Source organism: Pirellulales bacterium (assembly GCA_035533075.1).
In the GTDB taxonomy this organism is placed as follows: Bacteria; Planctomycetota; Planctomycetia; order Pirellulales; family JAICIG01; genus DASSFG01.
Genome location: DATLUO010000118.1, coordinates 16,124 through 34,106 on the forward strand (window position 1 = coordinate 16,124; position 17,983 = coordinate 34,106).

The window sequence follows — 17,983 nt, forward strand, 5'->3', positions numbered from 1 at the left end:
ACTACGTGGGGACCGACTCTGCCGAGTGGAGCTTTTTATGTCCGCGTCGCTGCCGCATGCCGTCCAACGAACGTTGCAAACGCCTCATGGTCCGGCCATCGGCGCCAGTTATCGCTGGCCGGGCGGACAATACTGCGCCATCCACACCGTGCGCGGCATCGTCGGCTGCGGCTTGTTCGACGTTGCCGTCGCCTCCGAGTTCGGCATGGCCGTGGCGATTGCCAAGGGCACGCCGGCCCGGCCGCTTTGCGAGCCGGAAGACCTCTATCAGGCCAGGATTGTGGCCGTCAGCGAGCCGGCGCGCGACCTGGGCATCGAGCCCGGCATGACCGGCAGCCAGGCGCTGGAAAAATTCTTGACGCCGCCTTCGGTCGCTGGCTGAGAGTCAGATTTCCCAACCCTTGCGATACGGCGGGTTGATCAGCCCGGCGGCCTCAGGCACGTTCGTCACTTGCACCTTCTCGGCGTCGTAGTCCAGCGCCTTGCCCAGGCGGACGGCCGCATTGCCCAAGAGCATCGTTTCGGTCAACACGGCGGCGTAATCGAAATTGCTCATGGGCGGCGGGCCGCCCAGAATGGCCCGCGCCCACTCGCCCTTTTGATTGTCGTCGGGATTGCCGTCCATGCGGGCCAGTGTCGGCTCGGGCGGGCGGTAGCCCTCGAACTGCTTCGCCGGCAGCAGCTTCTGCTGGGCGCCGTAGTCGTTGGGCGAGAACATGGCGCCGCGCTCGCCGATCAGCAGCGCCCCGCTCGACGACGGCGTTTCGCCGAACAGCAACTCGGCAGGCGGCAGGTTCCGCTCGCCGTTGCGGGCGCCCTCGTACCACGTGAGCTTCACCGGCGGCAGGTCGCCGCGGGCGGGAAACTCGTAGGTGATCGTCGCCCAGGCCGGATACGTTTCTTGATTGATCTCGCCGCTGATCGCCGAAACACGCGTCGGATAGCCGAGCCGCAGAGCCATGAACGGCAGGTTCGTCGTGTGGCAAGCCATGTCGCCCAGCGAACCGGTGCCAAAATCCCACCAGCCGCGCCAGTTGTGTGGATGATAGACCGGGTGATACGGCCGGGCGGGCGCGGTGCCGAGAAACAAATCCCAGTGGACGTACTCGGGCACGGGCGGCATTTCGGTGGGTCGGGCGACGATGTCGGGCGATTGTTTCCAATACTTGAAGGGCCGGTTCGTCCAGACGTGGACTTCGCGCACCGGGCCGATGGCGCCGGAGCGGACAATCTCCACGCCCTGGCGGAAGCCCTTGTCGGCCGTCCCCTGGTTGCCCATCTGCGTGGCCACCTTATATTGCCGGGCAGTGTCGCGCATCAAGCGGGCCTCGGCCACCGTGTGCGTGAGCGGCTTCTGGCAATAGACGTGCTTGCCCAGCCGCATTGCCCGGACGGCCGCCGGCGCGTGCGTGTGGTCGGGCGTGCTCACGACCACGGCGTCGATCTGGGCGTGCATTTCGTCGAGCAGCTTGCGATAGTCGTTGTAGGTCTTGGCCTTGGGAAACTTCTCGGCCTTGGCGGCCAACCGCTTGTCGTCGATATCGCACAGCGCCACGATATCGCCGTAGTTGCCGGCCTGATCGGTGTCGCTGGCTCCCTTGCCGCCCACGCCGACGCAGGCGATGCGGAGCTTGCCGTTGGGCGAGTCGGAAAACACGCGGGCTTCACTTCCGGCCACCCAAAAGCCGGCTCCCGCCAGCGACACGCTTTGAAGAAATCGACGCCGATTGGTTCCACGAGCCATGTTTATCTCCCAGAAGAGGATTTGCTGATGTACGCCTCACCGATTACATCCACCGGCGGTATAGCCTATAATCTACATCAGCATGGCGACGAAGACGACAAGAGTCAAACACGAGGAATCGAATGACGATCTTGACGGTTGATTCAGGGACGTTATCCCAACTCGGCAACCTCGCTGATCTCACCGAGATCCGAGACGAATCGGGCCGCGTGCTAGGGTATTTTCACCCCGTGACGGCGACCACTGGTTCTGGTGGAAACGTTCGTCGGTCACCCTTTGCCGATGACGAGTTGCGCCAGCGCCAGCAGCAGCGTACCGGAAAGCCTCTATCCGAGGTGCTTGCAAGACTCCCGTCATGAGATTCACCGTCATTTGGACCATGGCGGCGGAACAAGATCTGGCTGCAATTTGGCTTGACGCCGTCGACCGCGATGGAGTTTCATCCGTGGCGAACACCATCGATCAGCTCTTGAAGCAGAATCCGCTTGCTATCGGCGAGGTTCGTTTCGACACCGTCCGAAGTCTCGCCGTCGCGCCGCTTGGCGTGGATTTTGAGGTGCTTGAACAGGATCGCCTGGTGTACGTCTTAAGCGTCTGGGAGGCATGAGGCCGCAGTTCCGTGCCCAACTCACCGCCCGTCACGCTCTTGAGATTGTCATTCCGCCCTCCCATCGGCTACAATCTTCGTTTTGGTTGAACTTCTGACTGCGCATCAAGTTACGGAGGACCAAGCCACGCTGGCCGCACGAGTTGGAATTGGACACGATACCCACCGCCTGGCGCCCGGCGGGCCCTTGCGGCTGGGAGGCATCGATGTGCCGCACGAGCAGAGTATGGTCGGGCACAGCGATGCCGACGTGCTGCTGCACGCCATCACCGACGCGCTGCTCGGCGCGGCGGCCCTGGGTGATATCGGCGAGCTGTTTCCCGACACCGATCCGGCCAACCGCGGCCGCGATTCGGCCGACATGCTCGAACGAGCACTCAACGCCGTCACGGCCGCGGGTTTTCGTGTGGTGAACGTCGATTCAATCGTGTTTGCCGAACGCCCCAAGTTGTCGGCCTATAAAACGGCCATTCGTGAGCGGATCGCCGCCATCCTCGAACTGCCCGTCGAGTGCGTCGGCTTCAAGGCCAAGACCGGCGAGCGGGTGGGGCCGGTCGGGCGGCAGGAAGCCGTGATGGCCGAAGCGGTCGTTCTCCTGGAGCGCATGCCCACCTCGGTTTGATTTTCGGCTATGTCGATTCGCGTTTACAGCACGCTCACCCGCACCAAAGAAACGTTCGAGCCGGTCGTGCCCGGCCGCGTGGGCATTTATCTCTGCGGTCCCACGGTCTATAAACCGAGCCACATCGGCCACATGGTCGGCCCGGTGATCTTCGACGCCATCAAGCGGTATTTGGTCTATTGCGGCTACCAGGTGACGCTGGTGGTCAACATCACCGACGTGGACGACAAGCTGATCGCCGAGGCACAGGCCCGCGGCATCGCGATGTCGGCGGTGGCCGAAGAGATGACGGCCGACTATCACCGCAACCTGGAAGCGATGGGCATCGATACCATCGACCATTTTCCACGGGCGACGGAGAATATCCAAGAGATCATCCGCTTTACGAAGGAGCTGATCGAGCGTGGCTTCGCCTACGTGTCGAACGGCGACGTGTATTTCGAAGTCGGCCGCGATCCGCAGTACGGCAAGCTCAGCCGCCGCGACGTGACCGCCTTGCAGGGCGAAGGGGGCGAAACGGCCGAGCGCAAGCGGTCGGTGGCCGATTTCGCTCTCTGGAAAAACGCCAAGCCCAACGAGCCGGCATGGGACAGCCCGTGGGGCAAAGGCCGGCCCGGCTGGCACATCGAGTGCTCGGCCATGAGCCGGAGTTTGCTCGGCGAAACGTTCGATATTCACGGCGGCGGGTTGGACCTGATCTTTCCGCACCACGAGAACGAGATCGCCCAGAGCGAGTCCTGCCACGGCAAGCCGCAGGCCAAATACTGGCTGCACAACGGGCTGATGCAGGCCTCGCACGAGGTGGGCAAAGTCGGCGGCCGCGCCACGCGCGAGATCGCCGCCGGTGACCCCTTGGCCCAGGACCCGGCCGCCCAAGAACACGCCGCGCAAGAAGCCGGCAAGATCGCCAAGTCGAAGGGCGCCAGCCCGTTCCGCGGCCTGTTGAAGAGATACAGGGGCGAGACCATCCGCTTCTTCCTGCTCTCGACGCACTATCGCCGGCCGATCGACTACAGCGAAGAACGCATCGACGAAATCGAAAAAGGACTCGATACGTTCTATCGCTATTTCAAGCGCTACGAGCGGATCACCGGCGAAAACTTTTACGCCATCCAGCCGCCGCGCCGCCGCAACGAAGGCGAGTTTTCGCCGACGACTGAGCCGCTGGAGCAACAGGTGCATGGCCATCGCCAGCAGTTCTTGGAGGCGATGGACGACGACTTCAACACCGGCGGTGCGATCGGCATTTTGTACGAATTGGTCCGCGCGCTGAACAAATTCGCCGACGACACGGGCTGGGAAACCGGCGCCAAACCGGGGGCTGAAAAGCTGGCCAGCCTGAAGCTCGCCACAAAGGTGCTGCGCGAGCTGACCGCCACGCTCGGCCTGTTCCGGCAGCCGATCGCGGCGCCGGACGCGGCCGGCGACGACTTGGTCGGCAAGCTGATGTCGCTGTTCATCGACATTCGGGCGGAGGCGCGCCAGGCCAAGAATTTCGCCATGGCCGACCGCATTCGTCAGGGACTCGGCGAATTGGGAATCACGCTCGAAGACCGGCCGACAGGGACGGAGTGGACAAGAAAGTAGGGTGGGACCAGCGAGCTTGCGAGCGCCGGCCCACCGAGATCGACGTCGCCAACGGTGGGCCGGCGCTCGCAAGCTCGCTGGTCCCACCCTACCTATTCGTAAAGCATGATCCGTCCAGAAAAAATCCCAGATAAAACCGGCTCCGGCCGCGCGCCACGCGTGCTGGGCGTCGATCCAGGACTGAACACCACCGGCTACGGCGTGCTGGAAGTGGCCGTGGGCGGTCCCAGGCTGTGCGAGGCGGGCGTGGTGCGCGGCCGCGACCGCCGCTCGCTCACCTCCCGCGTGGCCGAGCTGTTCGAGGGCCTTGTCGATGTGATCGAGCAGCTCAAGCCCTGCGCGATGGCGCTGGAGCAGCTCTACAGTCATTACGATCGTCCCCGCACGGCGATTCTGATGGGTCATGCTCGCGGCGTGATTTGCCTGGCGGCCGCCCGTGCCGGCGTGCCGGTGATCAGCTATAGTGCCACCGAGGTAAAAAAAACGCTGACGGGCAATGGTCGCGCGAAGAAAGACCAGGTGCAGCGGGCGGTGCAGCGCGAGTTGAACCTGAAGGCCCTGCCCGAACCATCGGACGTGGCCGACGCCTTGGCCATCGCGCTGTGTCATTATTATCGTCAGCCGGAGTGGGCCGCGCTCGCCCGGCGGAGCCGGACGGCATGACAGCGCTACCGCTTCTGTGCTGGCTGGGGCAGGCGGCCTGGCCTGGCCGAAGGACGGAGGATCACCGCGACGACGCGGAATTGCCCAGAAAATGCCCCATCAGCTTCCAGCCCTCGTCAAAGGCCAGCTCGCTCTTGCCGGCGGCCACTTCGTCATAGGTTTGGGCGGCGTCGGGCGAGATGCCGCTGCCGGCCATCACGAAGGGAACATAGCCGTGGCTGTGCGTCTTGGTCCGCAAGGGCGTGGGATGGTCGGGCGTCACGAGAATGCGGTAATCCGGCTCGCTCTTCAGCGCCTCCCACAGCGGCCCCACGATGTGGCGGTCGATCTCTTCCAGGGCCTTGATCTTGGCGGCGCAGTTTCCTTCGTGCGACGCTTCGTCCGTCGCTTCCACGTGGACGCAGATCACGTCGGTGGTGGGCAACGCGTCGATGGCGTAGCGGCCCTTGGCGGCGTAATCGGTATCGAGATAGCCGGTCGCGCCCGGCACCTCAATCCGCTGCCAACCTAAGAGCGCCGCCAGGCCGCGCAGCAAATCGACGGCCGTAATCATCGCGCCGCGACGGCCATAAAGCTGGTCGAACGGCGTGAGAACCGGGGCCTTGCCCTGACCCCACAGCCAGACGTTCGTCGCCGACAGTTTGCCTGCTTGCCGACGGGCGACGTTCACCGGATGGTCGGCGAACAGCCCGACGCTGTCGCTCATGAGCTGGTTCAGCAAGTCGCTTCCAGGACCGCGGGGATAGTCGTCGAGCACCGATTTGTCGGTCAGGTCGTGCGGCGGCGTGGCCCGCGTGTCGTGAGTGAACGGCGCCTTGTGCTGGCCGGGACGATAGATCAGCAGGTTGCGGTAGCTGACGCCGGCGATGAACTGCAATCGCTCGCTGCCGAGGTTTTCTTGGGCGGCGGCCAGCAACTGCCGGGCTTCGTCGGTCGAGATGTGCCCGGCCGTGAAGTCGCGCATCGTCTGGTCTTCGACCGTGACCAGGTTGCAACGAATGGCCCAGTCGTTTTCGGCCAAGGGAATACCCTGGGCGGCGGCCTCCAGCGGCGCGCGTCCGGTGAAGTGTTCCAGCGGGTTGTAGCCCAGCAGGCTGAGATTGGCCACGTCGCTTCCGGCCGGCAACGAGGCAGGCACATGGTTGGCCCGCCCGACGACGCCGGCCGCGGCCAAGGCGTTCATGTTCGGCAGCTTGGCGGCCTGCATGGGCGTGCGGCCTTCCAACACGTCTTGCGGCTCGTCGGCACAGCCGTCGGGAATGATGATGGCGTATTTCATGTGGCCCTAGTCTTAGTCCAAAGCTTCCAGATACGCGAGCACCTCGGCCGTCGTGTAGGTGGGTTCCGCCAAGCGGCGATGTAGTTCATCTTCACTTAATGGCGGCGGCTCCCGATCGTAAATGACGGGTGCGCGCAGGGGCAAGTACCAGGCTAAACGACGACCGCTCGCATCGCGAAACTCCAATTCGTCTTCAAAACCGTGCATTCGCTTGCGCCACGCATCGTCGACGAGGACCGTGGTCTTCAGACGTGTGATTGGCTCCGGTAGAAGACGCCCGAGATTTCGGCCTTGATCATCATAAAACAGGAGCTGGCACTTGAAATTGTGCAGAATTCTGCGCCACTCGTCATTGATCTCGATTTTCATCAGCGGAAATGCCTCGCTATGCTCGCCATCAACGAGCGTTGCCTGGAAGTGATTTCCCGATTCTAGCCGACGGAAGGTCGCAGTCGCTAGCGACCGTTGGCGTCGGTAGTGTTATCGGTAGTGTTAATAGTGAGCCGAAAATGGTGGGCCGGCGCTCGCAAGCTCGCTTGTCCCACCCTACGACTATGGGCTTTTTCAATCGAGAATCCTCATCCTCACGCAGCCCTGCCGCACGCATTTCAGCCGGTCGATCTCGTCCAGCGCGGCCACGGTGGCACTTTCGATGGTCTCGTGAGTGATGATCACCAGCGAAACGACGGCCTGCTCTTCGGTGGCCGGCTCGCGCTGAATCACCGAGGCGATCGAGATGCCGCGGCGGCCCAGCACGCCGGTGATCTCGGCCATCACGCCCGGACGGTCTTCCACGCGCAGCCGCAGATAGAACCGGCCCGTGACTTTCTTCGGATCTCGCAGGGCGACACGGGCCTCTCGCTGCGACCAAAGTTCGAGCGTGCGGAAGGTGATCGCCGTGCGGCCGACGACGGTGTCGATCAGGTCGGCCACCACGGCCGAGGCGGTGGGCATTCTGCCCGCTCCCAGGCCGTGAAAGAACACGGGGCCGACCGCGTCGCCGACCACGCGGATGGCATTGAACGCTCCGCGGACTTCGGCCAGCGGTGTGCCGACTCTCACCAGCGTCGGCGAAACGTGAAGTTCCAGCCCATCGCCGGCCAGTTCCGCCACGGCCAGCAGCTTGATGCGATAGCCCAGCTCTTGAGCATTCTTGATGTCGGCGATGTCGAGGCCGTCGATGCCCTGCCGCGGAATGTCGCGCCAGTGGACCCGCGCGCCAAAAGCCAGGTGAGCCAGGATGGCCAGCTTTTGGGCCGTGTCGGTGCCGTCGACGTCCATCGTGGGATCGGCCTCGGCGTAACCCAGCTTCTGGGCTTCGGCCAGTGCGCTGCGATAATCGGCGCCGCGCTCTTCCATTTGCGTGAGAATGTAGTTGCTGGTGCCGTTGAGGATGGCGGTCAGCGATTCGAGTTGGTTGGCCGACAGACACTGGCTGATATTGGCGATGATCGGAACGCCGCCTGCCACGGCCGCTTCGAAGGCGATCGAGCGGCCCAACTCGCGGGCCAGGTCGAACAGCTCCGGGCCATGCTCGGCCAGCAGCGCCTTGTTGGCCGTGACGACGTCTTTGCCGCTCTCCAGCAAGGCGATCATGATGGAGCGTGCCGGCTCCAGTCCGCCCACCAAGTGCGCCACGGCACTGATCTCGGCGTTGCCGGTGATGGTGGTCAAATCGTCCGACAAAACGCCGCCGGGCAACTTATAGTCGCGTTCTTTCTTCAGGTCTTGAACGACAACCTTTTCCAGCCAGATTCTGCGGCCGGCATGGCGCGCTGTGCGATCGCCGTAGTCGACCAGCAGGCGGGCCACGCCCGAGCCGACCGTTCCCAAACCGACAATCGCAACCTTGGTTTTTTCCACAGCCTCACACACATCGTGGGGCGGAACGGCGACCTATGGCAGAAATCCATCGGCCGCGCCGAGAAGAAGCGGCTCTTCCGGCATTCCGCAGACCAGACAATCGTAGGTCGGCGGCCGATCGAGCGTCAAGGCGGCCGGGCCAGAACAGACCTAGCGCGTCGCACAACGGCCGGCAGGTACCGGGACAAATCCTTACTCGGACGCGTTGTGCGACGCCAACTAGGTTTTGGGATCGGAGTGCCCTTTTGATAAACGGTGCGGCAGGCGAAAAGCGCGCGCCGCCAGCACGGAATTCTGGCAAGAAGCAGGTCCCAGCGATGCCAGCGCAGCGCAGCAAACGACGCAAACCGTCTATTGAGAACGGTTTGCGACACGCGAGCTTGGCGGTTCGAGCAGAACCTCCACGGGCAATCCCAGGAGCAGATCATGCCCGGCTTCGAGATCGACGACGACTTCGCGCACCCGCACGTCGACACGTTCGCCGGGCCTGAGATTACGCTGCGATTTGAGTCGAAAGTAGGGCGAGCAGGTGCGGACCGTTCCACGATGGCGCTTGCCGGGACTCGCGGCCGCCGTGACCAAGGCACGCTGGCCGGGCGAAACGAGCAGGCCATCCAGCTCTTCCACGAAAGCTCGCACCTGGCTCGCGGCGCCGTTGACGATGACGAACAAGTCGCGATCGTCGGTCGGCCCGGTGAATTCGCCCGGCTCCGCGACGGCGCGCAGCACGAGTCCGTCGGTGGGCGCGACGAGCCGCCCGCGGTCGGCAAGCAGCAGCGCGCGGCGCACCTCCGCTTCCGCCAGCGACACCTTGCCATCGGCGATGGCTTTCTCCTCCGGGCTAAGCGGTGCCTCTGGCGCGGCGAGTTGCGACCGCGGTCGTGCACGGGCAAGCTGCCCCGCGTTGGCCAGCATCTGGTCGCGCTCGGCCGAGGCGATCGTCAGCCGCGTGCGCGCCTCGGCAACTTGGATCTCTGTCATGTCCGACTCCAGCTCAGCCAACACATCACCCGCCTTGACACTCTGTCCTTCGCGAACGTACACGGCCTTGATCCGTCCCGGCGTCTCGAACCTCAGCGCTAGCTCTCGATGCGCCGCCTCGACAACGCCGTCGGCAAACAGACACGGCGCCGGCCCGACCGCGACGGATTCGTCCGGTCCGTCCGTCTCGGCGGCCGCGGACGCTTCCGAAGGCACGTCTCTCAATCCGCCCCAAGCAAGGAAGGCCAGAGCAGCCACCGCCGCGGAGATCGACACCAGCATCAACCAGCGCATGAGACGGCTCCTCGCGGAGGTTGGACAGCAAGCGGAATGTGCGGGCGGGGCACCGCGCTTTGGGCAAGCTCTTCGACAATCCGCCCGTCCGCCAGCCGCAGAATGCGGTCAGCCATCGAGTAGATTCGCGAGTCGTGAGTGACCACGACCACGGTTTTTTTCAGGTCACGACACAGGTTCTTGAGGATCCGCATGGCGTTGAAGCCCGCGTCGGCGTCGAGCGACGCGGTCGGCTCGTCGGCCAAAATCACTTCCGGACCGCCGGCCAGCGCCCTGGCAAAGGCCACGCGCTGCCGTTGTCCCATGCTCAGCCGAGTTACGCGGCAAGACGCCTTGTCCCGCAAGCCGACCAACGACAGCAGCTCGAGCGCCTTGTCGCGCGAGCGGGCTTTCGGCCAGCCGAGCAGATCGAGCGGCACGCAGACGTTTTCCGCCGCGGTCAACGCGTCGAACAGATGGAACCGCTGAAACACAAAGCCGATCTTCTCGCGGCGAAAACGGGCCTGTTCGCGGGGCGAGAACCGCAACACGTCGAGACCCAAAATGTTGAGCAGGCCCGCATCGGCCGACAGCACGCACCCCAGGATCGACAGCAACGTGGTTTTGCCACTCCCGGAAGGGCCGACGAGATACACGCATTCGCCGCGGGCCACGGAGAAATCGACGCCGCGCAGCACCGGGCAGCGTTCTTCGCCGGTCTGATAGCTTTTCATCAGGCCGGCGGCCCGGATCACCACGTCTGGCATGTGCATTCGCTTTTTATCCGATCAAGACGGTGGCCGGGTCGATGCGGCGGATGCGGGCAAAAGGCAACAGCGAGGAGACCAGACAGAGAACGACGACCATTGCCACGGCCGACCCCATCAGCGTCGCCGGGATTTCGACGGGCGCCAGCGGCGAATTCCAGAACGTGCGGATGGCGGCCACGATGGCCAGGCCGCCCAACGACCCCGCGGCCGCGATCGCCAGCGATTGCAGCATGATGACGCCGCACACGTGGCGGTCTTCCGCGCCGATCGCCTTGAGCGTGGCGTATTCGTCAAGGTGATCGAGGGCCAGCGCATAGAGGCTTTGGCCGACCATCATCAACCCCACGAGCAAGCCCAGCGCGGTCGAGGCGCCGAAGCTGATGCCGATGCCCGTCCGCCTCATCCAATAGTTTTGCGAGACTCGGGCGAACTCGCCGGGGGTATAGACGGCGGCCTTGGGAACGCGGCGGCGGATGGCGGCCAGCACGCGCTCCCGGTCTGCCCGCGGCCATAGTTTGACCAGAAAGAAGGAACACGCCCCCGGCGCGATGTGCGCCATTCGCCGGGCGGTCTCGAAGGTGGTGAAGAGGTACGGCATGGTGACGAAATTAGTGATACCGCGCGTGCGGGCGACCAACTGGGCGCGATGCCCGCTGATCTCCAGCCAATCTCCCACCCGTGGATTGCCGAGCTTGGGCGCATCGACTTCGTCGAAGCTGAGGCCGTCGGGCCGCTTGAGATCCTCTTTCGAGCCTTCGACAAAACCCCAAGCGGTGCCGAGCATGGTGCTGGGATCGGAGCCGATGAGCCACACGTCTTCCATGTGGCCTCCGGCCAGCGCCGCCGCCTTGCCGACGAGATAGGGCTTGACCGATTCGACCCCCGGAATGCCCCGCAGACGGTCGATCCAGAGTTGCGGAATGTCTCGCGCCAGGTCGACGGTCTCGACCATTGGATGGGCGACCCAAACGTCGGCCTGGCAATGGTCGATGAGCACGCTCGCCTTGCGCATCAGCCCCAGATACAAGCCACCCTGCACGGTCACCAGGACCAGCGAAAAGACGACGCCCGTCAGGCCGGTCAACAGCTTGCCGCGCTCGGAAATCAGCGTTTTGAGGGCGAAGGAGAACACACGATGCCGTCATGGAGAGGAAAGACGACTGCTGGACTGTAAGGCACGAAACGGGCACAGGGCGAGAACGGGGCGGCGGAATGTACACGCCCACGAGCACGACGCAAAGGGCAGTCTGGAAATGAGCTTTACGGCGAAGCGGGGTCCGATTAGCATTCGGCGTCAGTTCGCGTCGAGGGCCATCCAGAGCAGGAACAGCAGCCACAGCGCCACGCCGGCCGCCGACAGGGCGAGAAACCAGGCTCGCCGCCGCGGCGGATCGGGCCTGACGCCCGGCGGCGCCAGGAACTCGGCTGCGGGCAGCGGCGTTTTGGGCTGGGACGCGGTCCGCTCGGCACGGTTCGGCTTGGGCATCGCGGCTACGCTTGTCGCTCGCGCGAGCTGTGCTCGATGCGGAACTCCCGCCGCAGGGCCGCATCGAAGTCGTAGACATCGTTGAAATCTTCGCGACGATCGTCTTTGGTCTTTTTCATCTCGCCGATGCGGATCAGGTTGAACACGATCTCGCCGAAATCGGCCGTGCTGTGGACTCCCCAATTGTTGAGCACGCACTTGGCCATGTAGCCGTATTGCTCCAGTGCATACCGCCGGATGGCCTCGCAGAGTTGCTGGCCGGTGAGATGGTTCTCCGGCGATTCCTGCTGGCTGCTCGCGGCTTTCGTCTTCTTGCGGCCGGCCTGCTCGCTGCGCTGGGGCGTGCCCAGGCCGAGCACCTTGTGCGCGTAGGCCAGCGATTCGAACACGAAGGCATAGGCTTCGAACCGGTAACGCCGGTCGCGTTTCGTCAGCTCGATGATTTTGTGGGCCGTTTCAGACATGGGATCGAGATGGAACTGGACCTTCAAAGAGCTTCGCCTCGTGCAACCACGGTCAATACGTCGCCCGCTGCGATCAACACGCGGCGGTGGTCTTCGGTCTCGACGAGCAACTGGCGGGCCAGAATCTCGTGGGCCAAGACCTTCGCCCGCCCGCCGGCGGTGAGCACGTCGCAGCCGATCGGCGGCAACTCCTTTTGAAGCTGCTCGTAGGTGTCATACTCGTAGCGTAAGCAACACTTCAGCCGTCCGCAACGCCCCGAAATCTTGGTCGGGTCGAGCGTGGCCTTTTGCAGCTTGGCCATTTTCATCGACACCGGCGGCATTTCCGAGAGATGGGTGTTGCAGCACACCGGCTTGCCGCAATCGCCGTAATCCGCCAGCAGCTTGGCCTCGTCGCGCACGCCGATCTGCCGCATTTCGACGCGGGTCTGAAACTCGGCGGCCAGCCGCTTGACCAGCTCGCGAAAATCGACGCGGTTCTCCGACAGGTAGTAGATCACGATCCGCTCGCCGCCGAAGATGTGCTCGACGTCGACAAGCTGCATCGGCAACTGCATCTCGGCGATCAGCCGCTCGCAGGCCGCGGCTTCGGCCCGTTCCTGCTCGTGCATTCGCTCCAGCTCGTGCTTGTCTTCGGGGGTCATGGCGCGGAGCACCTGCCCTTTGCCCGGATCTTTGATCTGGGCCACGGCCTGCTCGGACGCTTCGCACAGCACCTCGCCCACCTCCAGGCCGCGGTCGGTGCGCACGACGACTTGCGTTCCGCGCGACACGATCTCGCCGCGGCTGGTCGAAAACACGCCCAGCATTCGCATCACGCCGCAACGGACAACGTATTTGGGCATCGGCGAATTCAGAGCTAGGCGACGCGCCTGGCCAATCGTAGCCAAGCTGGTTGGGCGGGAACAACTGCGGAGAACGCCAGTATACCTGGCCCTCCGCACGGAGGGAAGGCGCGTGCAAGCGACTGCCTATCAAAGAGGGTCCAGAACTTCTGGCCGTTGACCTTGATGTGCTGACGGACGCGACCCATGCTGTCACCTGTGCGAATTGTCGATGGGCAGTTTCGGAAGTCATTTTAGACTCGGATCCCGCCGCAAGCCGGTGGACGACACATCCATGCAATACTCCGCGGCCGGCACTTCGTCGCAAAGCTGCGCGAGCACGGGCGGCAACTCGAGGGCCGCCAGAGAGCGGAACGAGCCGTCGTAGTGCCGCCCGAACACCAGGAAGCGGACGCCCGACGCCGCAAAGGCGGCCAGCACGGCGTCGCGCACGGACGTGCCGCCGTAATACTTCGCCTGGGCGATGCGCGCGAGAGTATCGACGCCCACGACGAACGTCGCCGCGGGAAACAAGACGGCCTTTTCCACAAACGTCGCTGCGCGAGTCAACCAGAGCGGCTCGTCGTCGCCGAACTGAGCGGCGCGTTTTTGCATCTCGATGAAGTCAATCGGTGGTTTGTCGACGTTGACGATCGACAGTTCGTGCTCGACCGGCAGTCCGACGCGCGCGGCGGCCAAGCGCGCCATTTCGCGATGGCCGTCATGCCGCGGATGATACGCTCCGGAAAAGATCAGCCGGCGGCCCGGCGACCGCGGCCTCGCCCCACGGTTGGCGGGCACGCGTTGCCGCTCGCCACTCAACAGCTGCTGCCACTCGGGCGGAGCGTCGCACCGCTGGACCAGGAGGGACTCTTCGGCAAGCAGCCCGGCCTCAAGCCGCGGCTCTCGCCCTTTGAACTCGGCCACCAGGTTCAAGGCCAACGCGGCAGCAACCGTTTCTTCCTCGAAACGGCTGCGCCGGCCTTTGGCCAGTGTGAGCGAATGCGAGAGGGTCAGGGCGCTCGTCTGAAGCGCCAGGTGAATACGGTGCGGACCGTGCTTGGGTTGGTCGCTGGCCAGGCTGGCGGTGCAGGCGATGCCCGCCAAGGCGGATCCCGCTTCGGCGCCGGCATCGTCGAGCGCACGCCGATAGGCCGACATCGCCATCAGCCGCGCCGTCTCCTCGCTGCAAAACTGTTCGGGCGTCGCTCCCAGCCAACGCACCAGCGCCTCGTCCGCATAGGGAACGGCCGCTTCCAACACCGTTCGCGAAGCACCCGGCACTTCGAGCAGTGCGGAAATCGCCTGGCTGCCGCCGCCCGTGACCACCAATACCAGGCGGCCGGGGGAGGCGTGAAGGGCTTCGATGAACCCTTTGTTCCATGATGCCGACATAGCTGTGCGGTTTTAGGTCTTGGGTCTTGGGTCTTCGGTCCAGCCGATGAATCACAGCATGTGTTTTACCAAGACGCAAGGGGCGGTCTTCGGTGATGAAATCGTCGTTCTGGCGGCGCAGCAACTCGAATCGCCGACCGACCTGCTCGGGCGTGCCGCGCAGCAAATAAGGCGTCGCCTCGTCGGTCATTTTCATGGCCAACTTTAAACGCTCCGCCGTGGTCATCCGACGATAACGCTCCAGCGTCTCGCGACTTAACAAGCCGTCACCTCGCTATCGTACACACGATCAATTCTGCCGTGCGACCACGCCGCAGGCAAGCCGGCGAGGCAAAACACCAAAACAGCGCCGTCCCGCCGGACGCCTTGAACGCGCGGCAGAATGCCGCTAGACTGACTGTTTCCCAAAATTCCGGGCAAACTTGCAGTGCGAGCGTAACATGAAGACCTACATGGCCAAACCGGGCGAAATCGAGCAAAAGTGGTGGCTGGTCGATGCCTCCGATAAGGTCGTCGGACGGCTGGCCGCCGACATCGCCATGATCCTCATGGGCAAACATCGGCCCACCTACACGCCCCACGTCGATACCGGCGACCACGTGATCGTCATCAATGCCGAAAAGGTCGCGTTCACCGGCAAAAAGTGGGCCCAGAAGCGCTACACCTGGTACACCGGCTACACCCGCCTGCGGTCGGAAACCGCCGCCGAACGCCGCGAGTACAAGCCCGAAAAGATCATCACCGAGGCCGTGCGGCGCATGCTCCCCAAGAACAAGCTGGCCGTGGCGATGCTCACTAAGCTGAAGGTCTACTCCGGCGCCGAACACCCGCACCAGGCACAAATGCCCGAAGCCAAGGAACTGGGCGTCAAGTAGGCCGCCCTCCGCAATCCGTCGTAAAACCGTCGAAGCCCAACGATTAGCGAACCGATCATGTCCACTGTCGAAACCCCCGTCAAGATTTCTTCGTCCGACGCCTTGGGCACCGGCCGCCGCAAGACAGCGGTCGCCCGCGTGCGCATTCGTCCGGGCGGCGGCAACATCACCATCAACGGCCGGCCGCTGGAAGATTATTTCGTCAACGAGCACGAGCGACTGGACGTAGTGGTGGGGCTCGTCAAGACCGAGCGGCGGCAGGTGGTGGACGTGGTCATTGCCGTGAAGGGCGGCGGTCCCACCGGGCAGGCCGGCGCTTGCAAAATGGGCATCGCGCGGGCGTTGAAAATCTACGACCCGACGTTGGAGCCGATTCTGCGGGCCAACAGCCTGCTCACGCGCGACAGCCGCATGAAGGAACGCAAGAAGTACGGTCTCCGCGGTGCCCGTCGCGGCACGCAGTTCTCGAAGCGGTAAGAGCTTCTTCTCCGCAAGGACGATTGCTCTGTCGTGGGTCAGGAAAGGGCACCCGCGTCAGTTCACCGGGCGCAAACCGGCGACGTGAAACAGCCGCGTGCTGACCAAATCGGCGCGGCGCACCCATTCGAGCTGTTGGCTGTCGGTCCCGGTATCCTCCGAGTCTTCTACCACGAAATAGCAACCGTCGGGCACCTTGCGCTCGTCTGGATACGCCGGCACCGATAAAGGGGCATCCGCGTCGGCGGCGCCCTGATACGTGCTGGCTTCGCGGTTCACCAGGTAGTGGCCGACGCGAGCGGACCGTTTTGGCTTGGACCGCTTTGTTCGGCCCGGCTGCTTCGGCTGCGGCGAGGCGTCGCGCACGCGGACCGCCAATTTGTCGCCCGGCACGGCCAGAATGCGGGCCACCTCCAAGCTGCCCGGCGCTCCCGCTTTCGACCACGGCGGCAGTTGAAACAGCACGACGGTGCCCGGCTTGAGATCGCTTTCGGCGACGCGTCGATGATAGATCAGTCGCTCGCCCGGTTCGACGGCCGGCGCCATGCGGTCGAACTGGATGGCCATCGAGCCGAAGTAGAGGGGAATCAAAAGCACCACGATCAGCCCGGCTGCCCAGACGACGAAGGTCACAAATCGGAAGCGGCGAACCAGCAGGCTCTCCGTCGAGGACCGCACCCTGCACCAGGAAACATCGAGAATCTCAGCGATCCAGAGGGTCAGTGCGACCAGCGTGGCGACGCCGGCGGCCCACACGCCGGCCGGGCTTAAAGTGGCCACCAGCCAAGCCAGCGCCGTCAGCATCGCCGACACGCCGGCCAAAACGAGCATGCCGCGCCGCGGGTAACCGAGCAGGGCCCATCCGGCGCCGGGGCAAAGGCCGGCACGGCGACGGGCACGCCTGCGGACCGCCTTCTCTTCGACCGCGGCGGCCTCGACGGGCGGCACACTGGCTCGCTCTTCGCTGGTGAGTGTCTGTTGTGGCATGGTGTTGCTGCCGGCAGGCCCTTCCCTAATTCTATACGTCGCCCGGCCGAGAATGAGACGTTTTGCCGCGCGGAAAAGCGGTGGCTGGGGCAGAGCTTGGCCAGATAGCGGCTGGCGCCCTTTAGAGCGTGGCGGCCAAGCGATGCCCCGGAGCGTCACCCAGCCACCGCCAATGTCTCATTCTCGGCCGCGTGAAGTATATACGTCGCCCGGCCGAAAGTGAGGGCCCGGGCCGCCGCTTCTGTAGGGAACGGCCTCTCCCGGCGCGCCGGGATTCCGCAGATTCGCCGGTGGCGAGTCCGTTGGTCGCCCGCGGAACCGGGCGGCATCGACGCCTGGTCGGCCGAGATCGACGCCGGCGTGCCGCGGTATTGACCCCCTCAACCCAGCCACCGCCTGCCAGCCCTCAATCGGCGACTGACAGTGTACTACCTGCGGCCTCGCGCGCGCCAGGCGAAAAGCCGAAGCGCGATGGCGCCCGCGGCCGCCAGCGCGACCAGCGCGGTTCTGACGACGAACTGGTCGGTGGAAACGGCGGGACCGTTGACCCAGTAGAGAAACGGGGCCAACGCCAGCGTCGTCCAGCAGCAAAATTCCGCCCACTGCCGGACTTCCCGCGGCGTCAGTTCAGGTTCTCGCTCGGGCCTGTCTTCAGTCATGGCACGGAATCTATTCTCCGACCTCGCACACGACGCGGAAACCGACGAACGGGCTGTTTCGCCAGGGAGACATGATGGGGTAGTTGATGCGGCAAAGCTCGCCCACGAAAATCCAGTCGCCGCCGCGCACGACCTTGAGGTAGCCCTCGGCGGGTCCCTGCGGATCGGCGAGCGGCGAACGGCCGTAATACGTGCGATCGAACCAGTCGCCGCACCACTCCCATACGTTGCCCCGCATGTCGTGGAGCCCAAACGCATTGGCCGGATAGCTCCCGACCTTGCTCATGGCGAGCGCCGGCTCGATGCCCGCCGCTTCGCCCGACTTGTCGTCCGGCGTGCGCCGCGCGCTCCAGCGATACGCCTCGCTCTTGCCGGCCCGGCAGGCGTATTCCCACTCGGCCTCGGTCGGCAATCGGTAGCGCCGATG

The 17,983-nt window shown here is 64.4% G+C and carries 22 protein-coding genes; 8 read left to right on the forward strand and 14 right to left on the reverse strand.

All coding sequences use genetic code 11. The features are described 5' to 3' along the window. Positions 1-37 precede the first annotated feature (37 nt). On the forward strand, positions 38-382 hold the full coding sequence (locus VNH11_15085) for a DUF1805 domain-containing protein (GenBank protein HVA47692.1): 345 nt from the start codon (positions 38-40) through the stop codon (positions 380-382). A gap of 3 nt (positions 383-385) precedes the next feature. Here the strand turns inward: VNH11_15085 and VNH11_15090 are convergent, their stop codons facing one another. After that, entirely contained in the window at positions 386-1,744 is a 1,359-nt protein-coding gene (locus tag VNH11_15090; GenBank protein ID HVA47693.1) for a Gfo/Idh/MocA family oxidoreductase, read from the reverse strand. A 355-nt stretch (positions 1,745-2,099) separates the two neighbouring features. On the opposite strand from VNH11_15090, the gene VNH11_15095 reads away from it, so the two are divergent. The 4 genes from VNH11_15095 (at position 2,100) to ruvC (ending at position 5,223) form a co-directional block, all read left to right on the forward strand. Then, positions 2,100-2,351, forward strand: coding sequence for a type II toxin-antitoxin system RelE/ParE family toxin (locus VNH11_15095; protein HVA47694.1), 252 nt, complete (start codon positions 2,100-2,102; stop codon positions 2,349-2,351). 82 nt (positions 2,352-2,433) lie between these two features. Beyond that, on the forward strand, positions 2,434-2,973 hold the full coding sequence (gene ispF, locus VNH11_15100) for a 2-C-methyl-D-erythritol 2,4-cyclodiphosphate synthase (protein HVA47695.1): 540 nt from the start codon (positions 2,434-2,436) through the stop codon (positions 2,971-2,973). Between the two features lie 9 nt (positions 2,974-2,982). Further along, complete coding sequence (gene cysS / locus VNH11_15105; protein ID HVA47696.1) at positions 2,983-4,560, forward strand: cysteine--tRNA ligase; 1,578 nt, start codon at positions 2,983-2,985, stop codon at positions 4,558-4,560. 105 nt (positions 4,561-4,665) lie between these two features. After that, positions 4,666-5,223, forward strand: a complete 558-nt coding sequence (gene ruvC, locus VNH11_15110) for a crossover junction endodeoxyribonuclease RuvC (protein HVA47697.1) — start codon at positions 4,666-4,668, stop codon at positions 5,221-5,223. 61 nt (positions 5,224-5,284) lie between these two features. Here the strand turns inward: ruvC and VNH11_15115 are convergent, their stop codons facing one another. From VNH11_15115 to VNH11_15160, 10 genes are all read right to left on the reverse strand, one after another. Beyond that, the gene (locus VNH11_15115) at positions 5,285-6,502 is read right to left on the reverse strand and encodes a cofactor-independent phosphoglycerate mutase (protein ID HVA47698.1); all 1,218 of its coding nucleotides are present in this window, start codon (positions 6,500-6,502) and stop codon (positions 5,285-5,287) included. Between the two features lie 12 nt (positions 6,503-6,514). Continuing rightward, positions 6,515-6,871, reverse strand: a complete 357-nt coding sequence (locus VNH11_15120; protein ID HVA47699.1) for a hypothetical protein — start codon at positions 6,869-6,871, stop codon at positions 6,515-6,517. A 195-nt stretch (positions 6,872-7,066) separates the two neighbouring features. Beyond that, the gene (locus tag VNH11_15125) at positions 7,067-8,365 is read right to left on the reverse strand and encodes a homoserine dehydrogenase (GenBank protein ID HVA47700.1); all 1,299 of its coding nucleotides are present in this window, start codon (positions 8,363-8,365) and stop codon (positions 7,067-7,069) included. 351 nt (positions 8,366-8,716) lie between these two features. After that, positions 8,717-9,640 (reverse strand): biotin/lipoyl-binding protein, encoded by a 924-nt coding sequence (locus VNH11_15130; GenBank protein ID HVA47701.1) that lies wholly within the window; start codon positions 9,638-9,640, stop codon positions 8,717-8,719. After that, positions 9,628-10,392: an ABC transporter ATP-binding protein gene (locus tag VNH11_15135; GenBank protein HVA47702.1), complete on the reverse strand. Its 765-nt coding sequence runs from the start codon at positions 10,390-10,392 to the stop codon at positions 9,628-9,630. The genes VNH11_15130 and VNH11_15135 overlap by 13 nt, the downstream gene beginning before the upstream one ends. A gap of 7 nt (positions 10,393-10,399) precedes the next feature. Beyond that, positions 10,400-11,521, reverse strand: a complete 1,122-nt coding sequence (locus VNH11_15140) for an FtsX-like permease family protein (GenBank protein ID HVA47703.1) — start codon at positions 11,519-11,521, stop codon at positions 10,400-10,402. 162 nt (positions 11,522-11,683) lie between these two features. After that, entirely contained in the window at positions 11,684-11,875 is a 192-nt protein-coding gene (locus VNH11_15145; GenBank protein ID HVA47704.1) for a hypothetical protein, read from the reverse strand. 5 nt (positions 11,876-11,880) lie between these two features. Beyond that, on the reverse strand, positions 11,881-12,339 hold the full coding sequence (locus VNH11_15150) for a Minf_1886 family protein (GenBank protein HVA47705.1): 459 nt from the start codon (positions 12,337-12,339) through the stop codon (positions 11,881-11,883). A 23-nt stretch (positions 12,340-12,362) separates the two neighbouring features. Next, on the reverse strand, positions 12,363-13,184 hold the full coding sequence (gene ricT / locus VNH11_15155) for a regulatory iron-sulfur-containing complex subunit RicT (GenBank protein ID HVA47706.1): 822 nt from the start codon (positions 13,182-13,184) through the stop codon (positions 12,363-12,365). Between the two features lie 228 nt (positions 13,185-13,412). Then, positions 13,413-14,558, reverse strand: a complete 1,146-nt coding sequence (locus VNH11_15160) for a CinA family protein (GenBank protein ID HVA47707.1) — start codon at positions 14,556-14,558, stop codon at positions 13,413-13,415. A 58-nt stretch (positions 14,559-14,616) separates the two neighbouring features. Between VNH11_15160 and VNH11_15165 the strand changes: the two genes are divergently transcribed. The 3 genes from VNH11_15165 (at position 14,617) to rpsI (ending at position 15,910) form a co-directional block, all read left to right on the forward strand. Further along, the gene (locus VNH11_15165) at positions 14,617-14,766 is read left to right on the forward strand and encodes a hypothetical protein (GenBank protein ID HVA47708.1); all 150 of its coding nucleotides are present in this window, start codon (positions 14,617-14,619) and stop codon (positions 14,764-14,766) included. 232 nt (positions 14,767-14,998) lie between these two features. Further along, entirely contained in the window at positions 14,999-15,433 is a 435-nt protein-coding gene (rplM, locus tag VNH11_15170) for a 50S ribosomal protein L13 (GenBank protein ID HVA47709.1), read from the forward strand. Positions 15,434-15,490: 57 nt separating this feature from the next. Next, a complete protein-coding gene (rpsI, locus tag VNH11_15175; protein HVA47710.1) occupies positions 15,491-15,910 on the forward strand; it encodes a 30S ribosomal protein S9 in 420 nt (139 codons plus the stop codon). A 57-nt stretch (positions 15,911-15,967) separates the two neighbouring features. On the opposite strand, the gene VNH11_15180 is transcribed toward rpsI, so the two are convergent. The 3 genes from VNH11_15180 to VNH11_15190 form a co-directional block, all read right to left on the reverse strand. Next, complete coding sequence (locus VNH11_15180) at positions 15,968-16,897, reverse strand: S26 family signal peptidase (GenBank protein HVA47711.1); 930 nt, start codon at positions 16,895-16,897, stop codon at positions 15,968-15,970. A gap of 428 nt (positions 16,898-17,325) precedes the next feature. Continuing rightward, positions 17,326-17,556, reverse strand: coding sequence for a hypothetical protein (locus VNH11_15185; GenBank protein HVA47712.1), 231 nt, complete (start codon positions 17,554-17,556; stop codon positions 17,326-17,328). A gap of 10 nt (positions 17,557-17,566) precedes the next feature. Next, on the reverse strand, positions 17,567-17,983 hold a 417-nt coding region (locus VNH11_15190; protein ID HVA47713.1), incomplete at its 5' end, for an SUMF1/EgtB/PvdO family nonheme iron enzyme.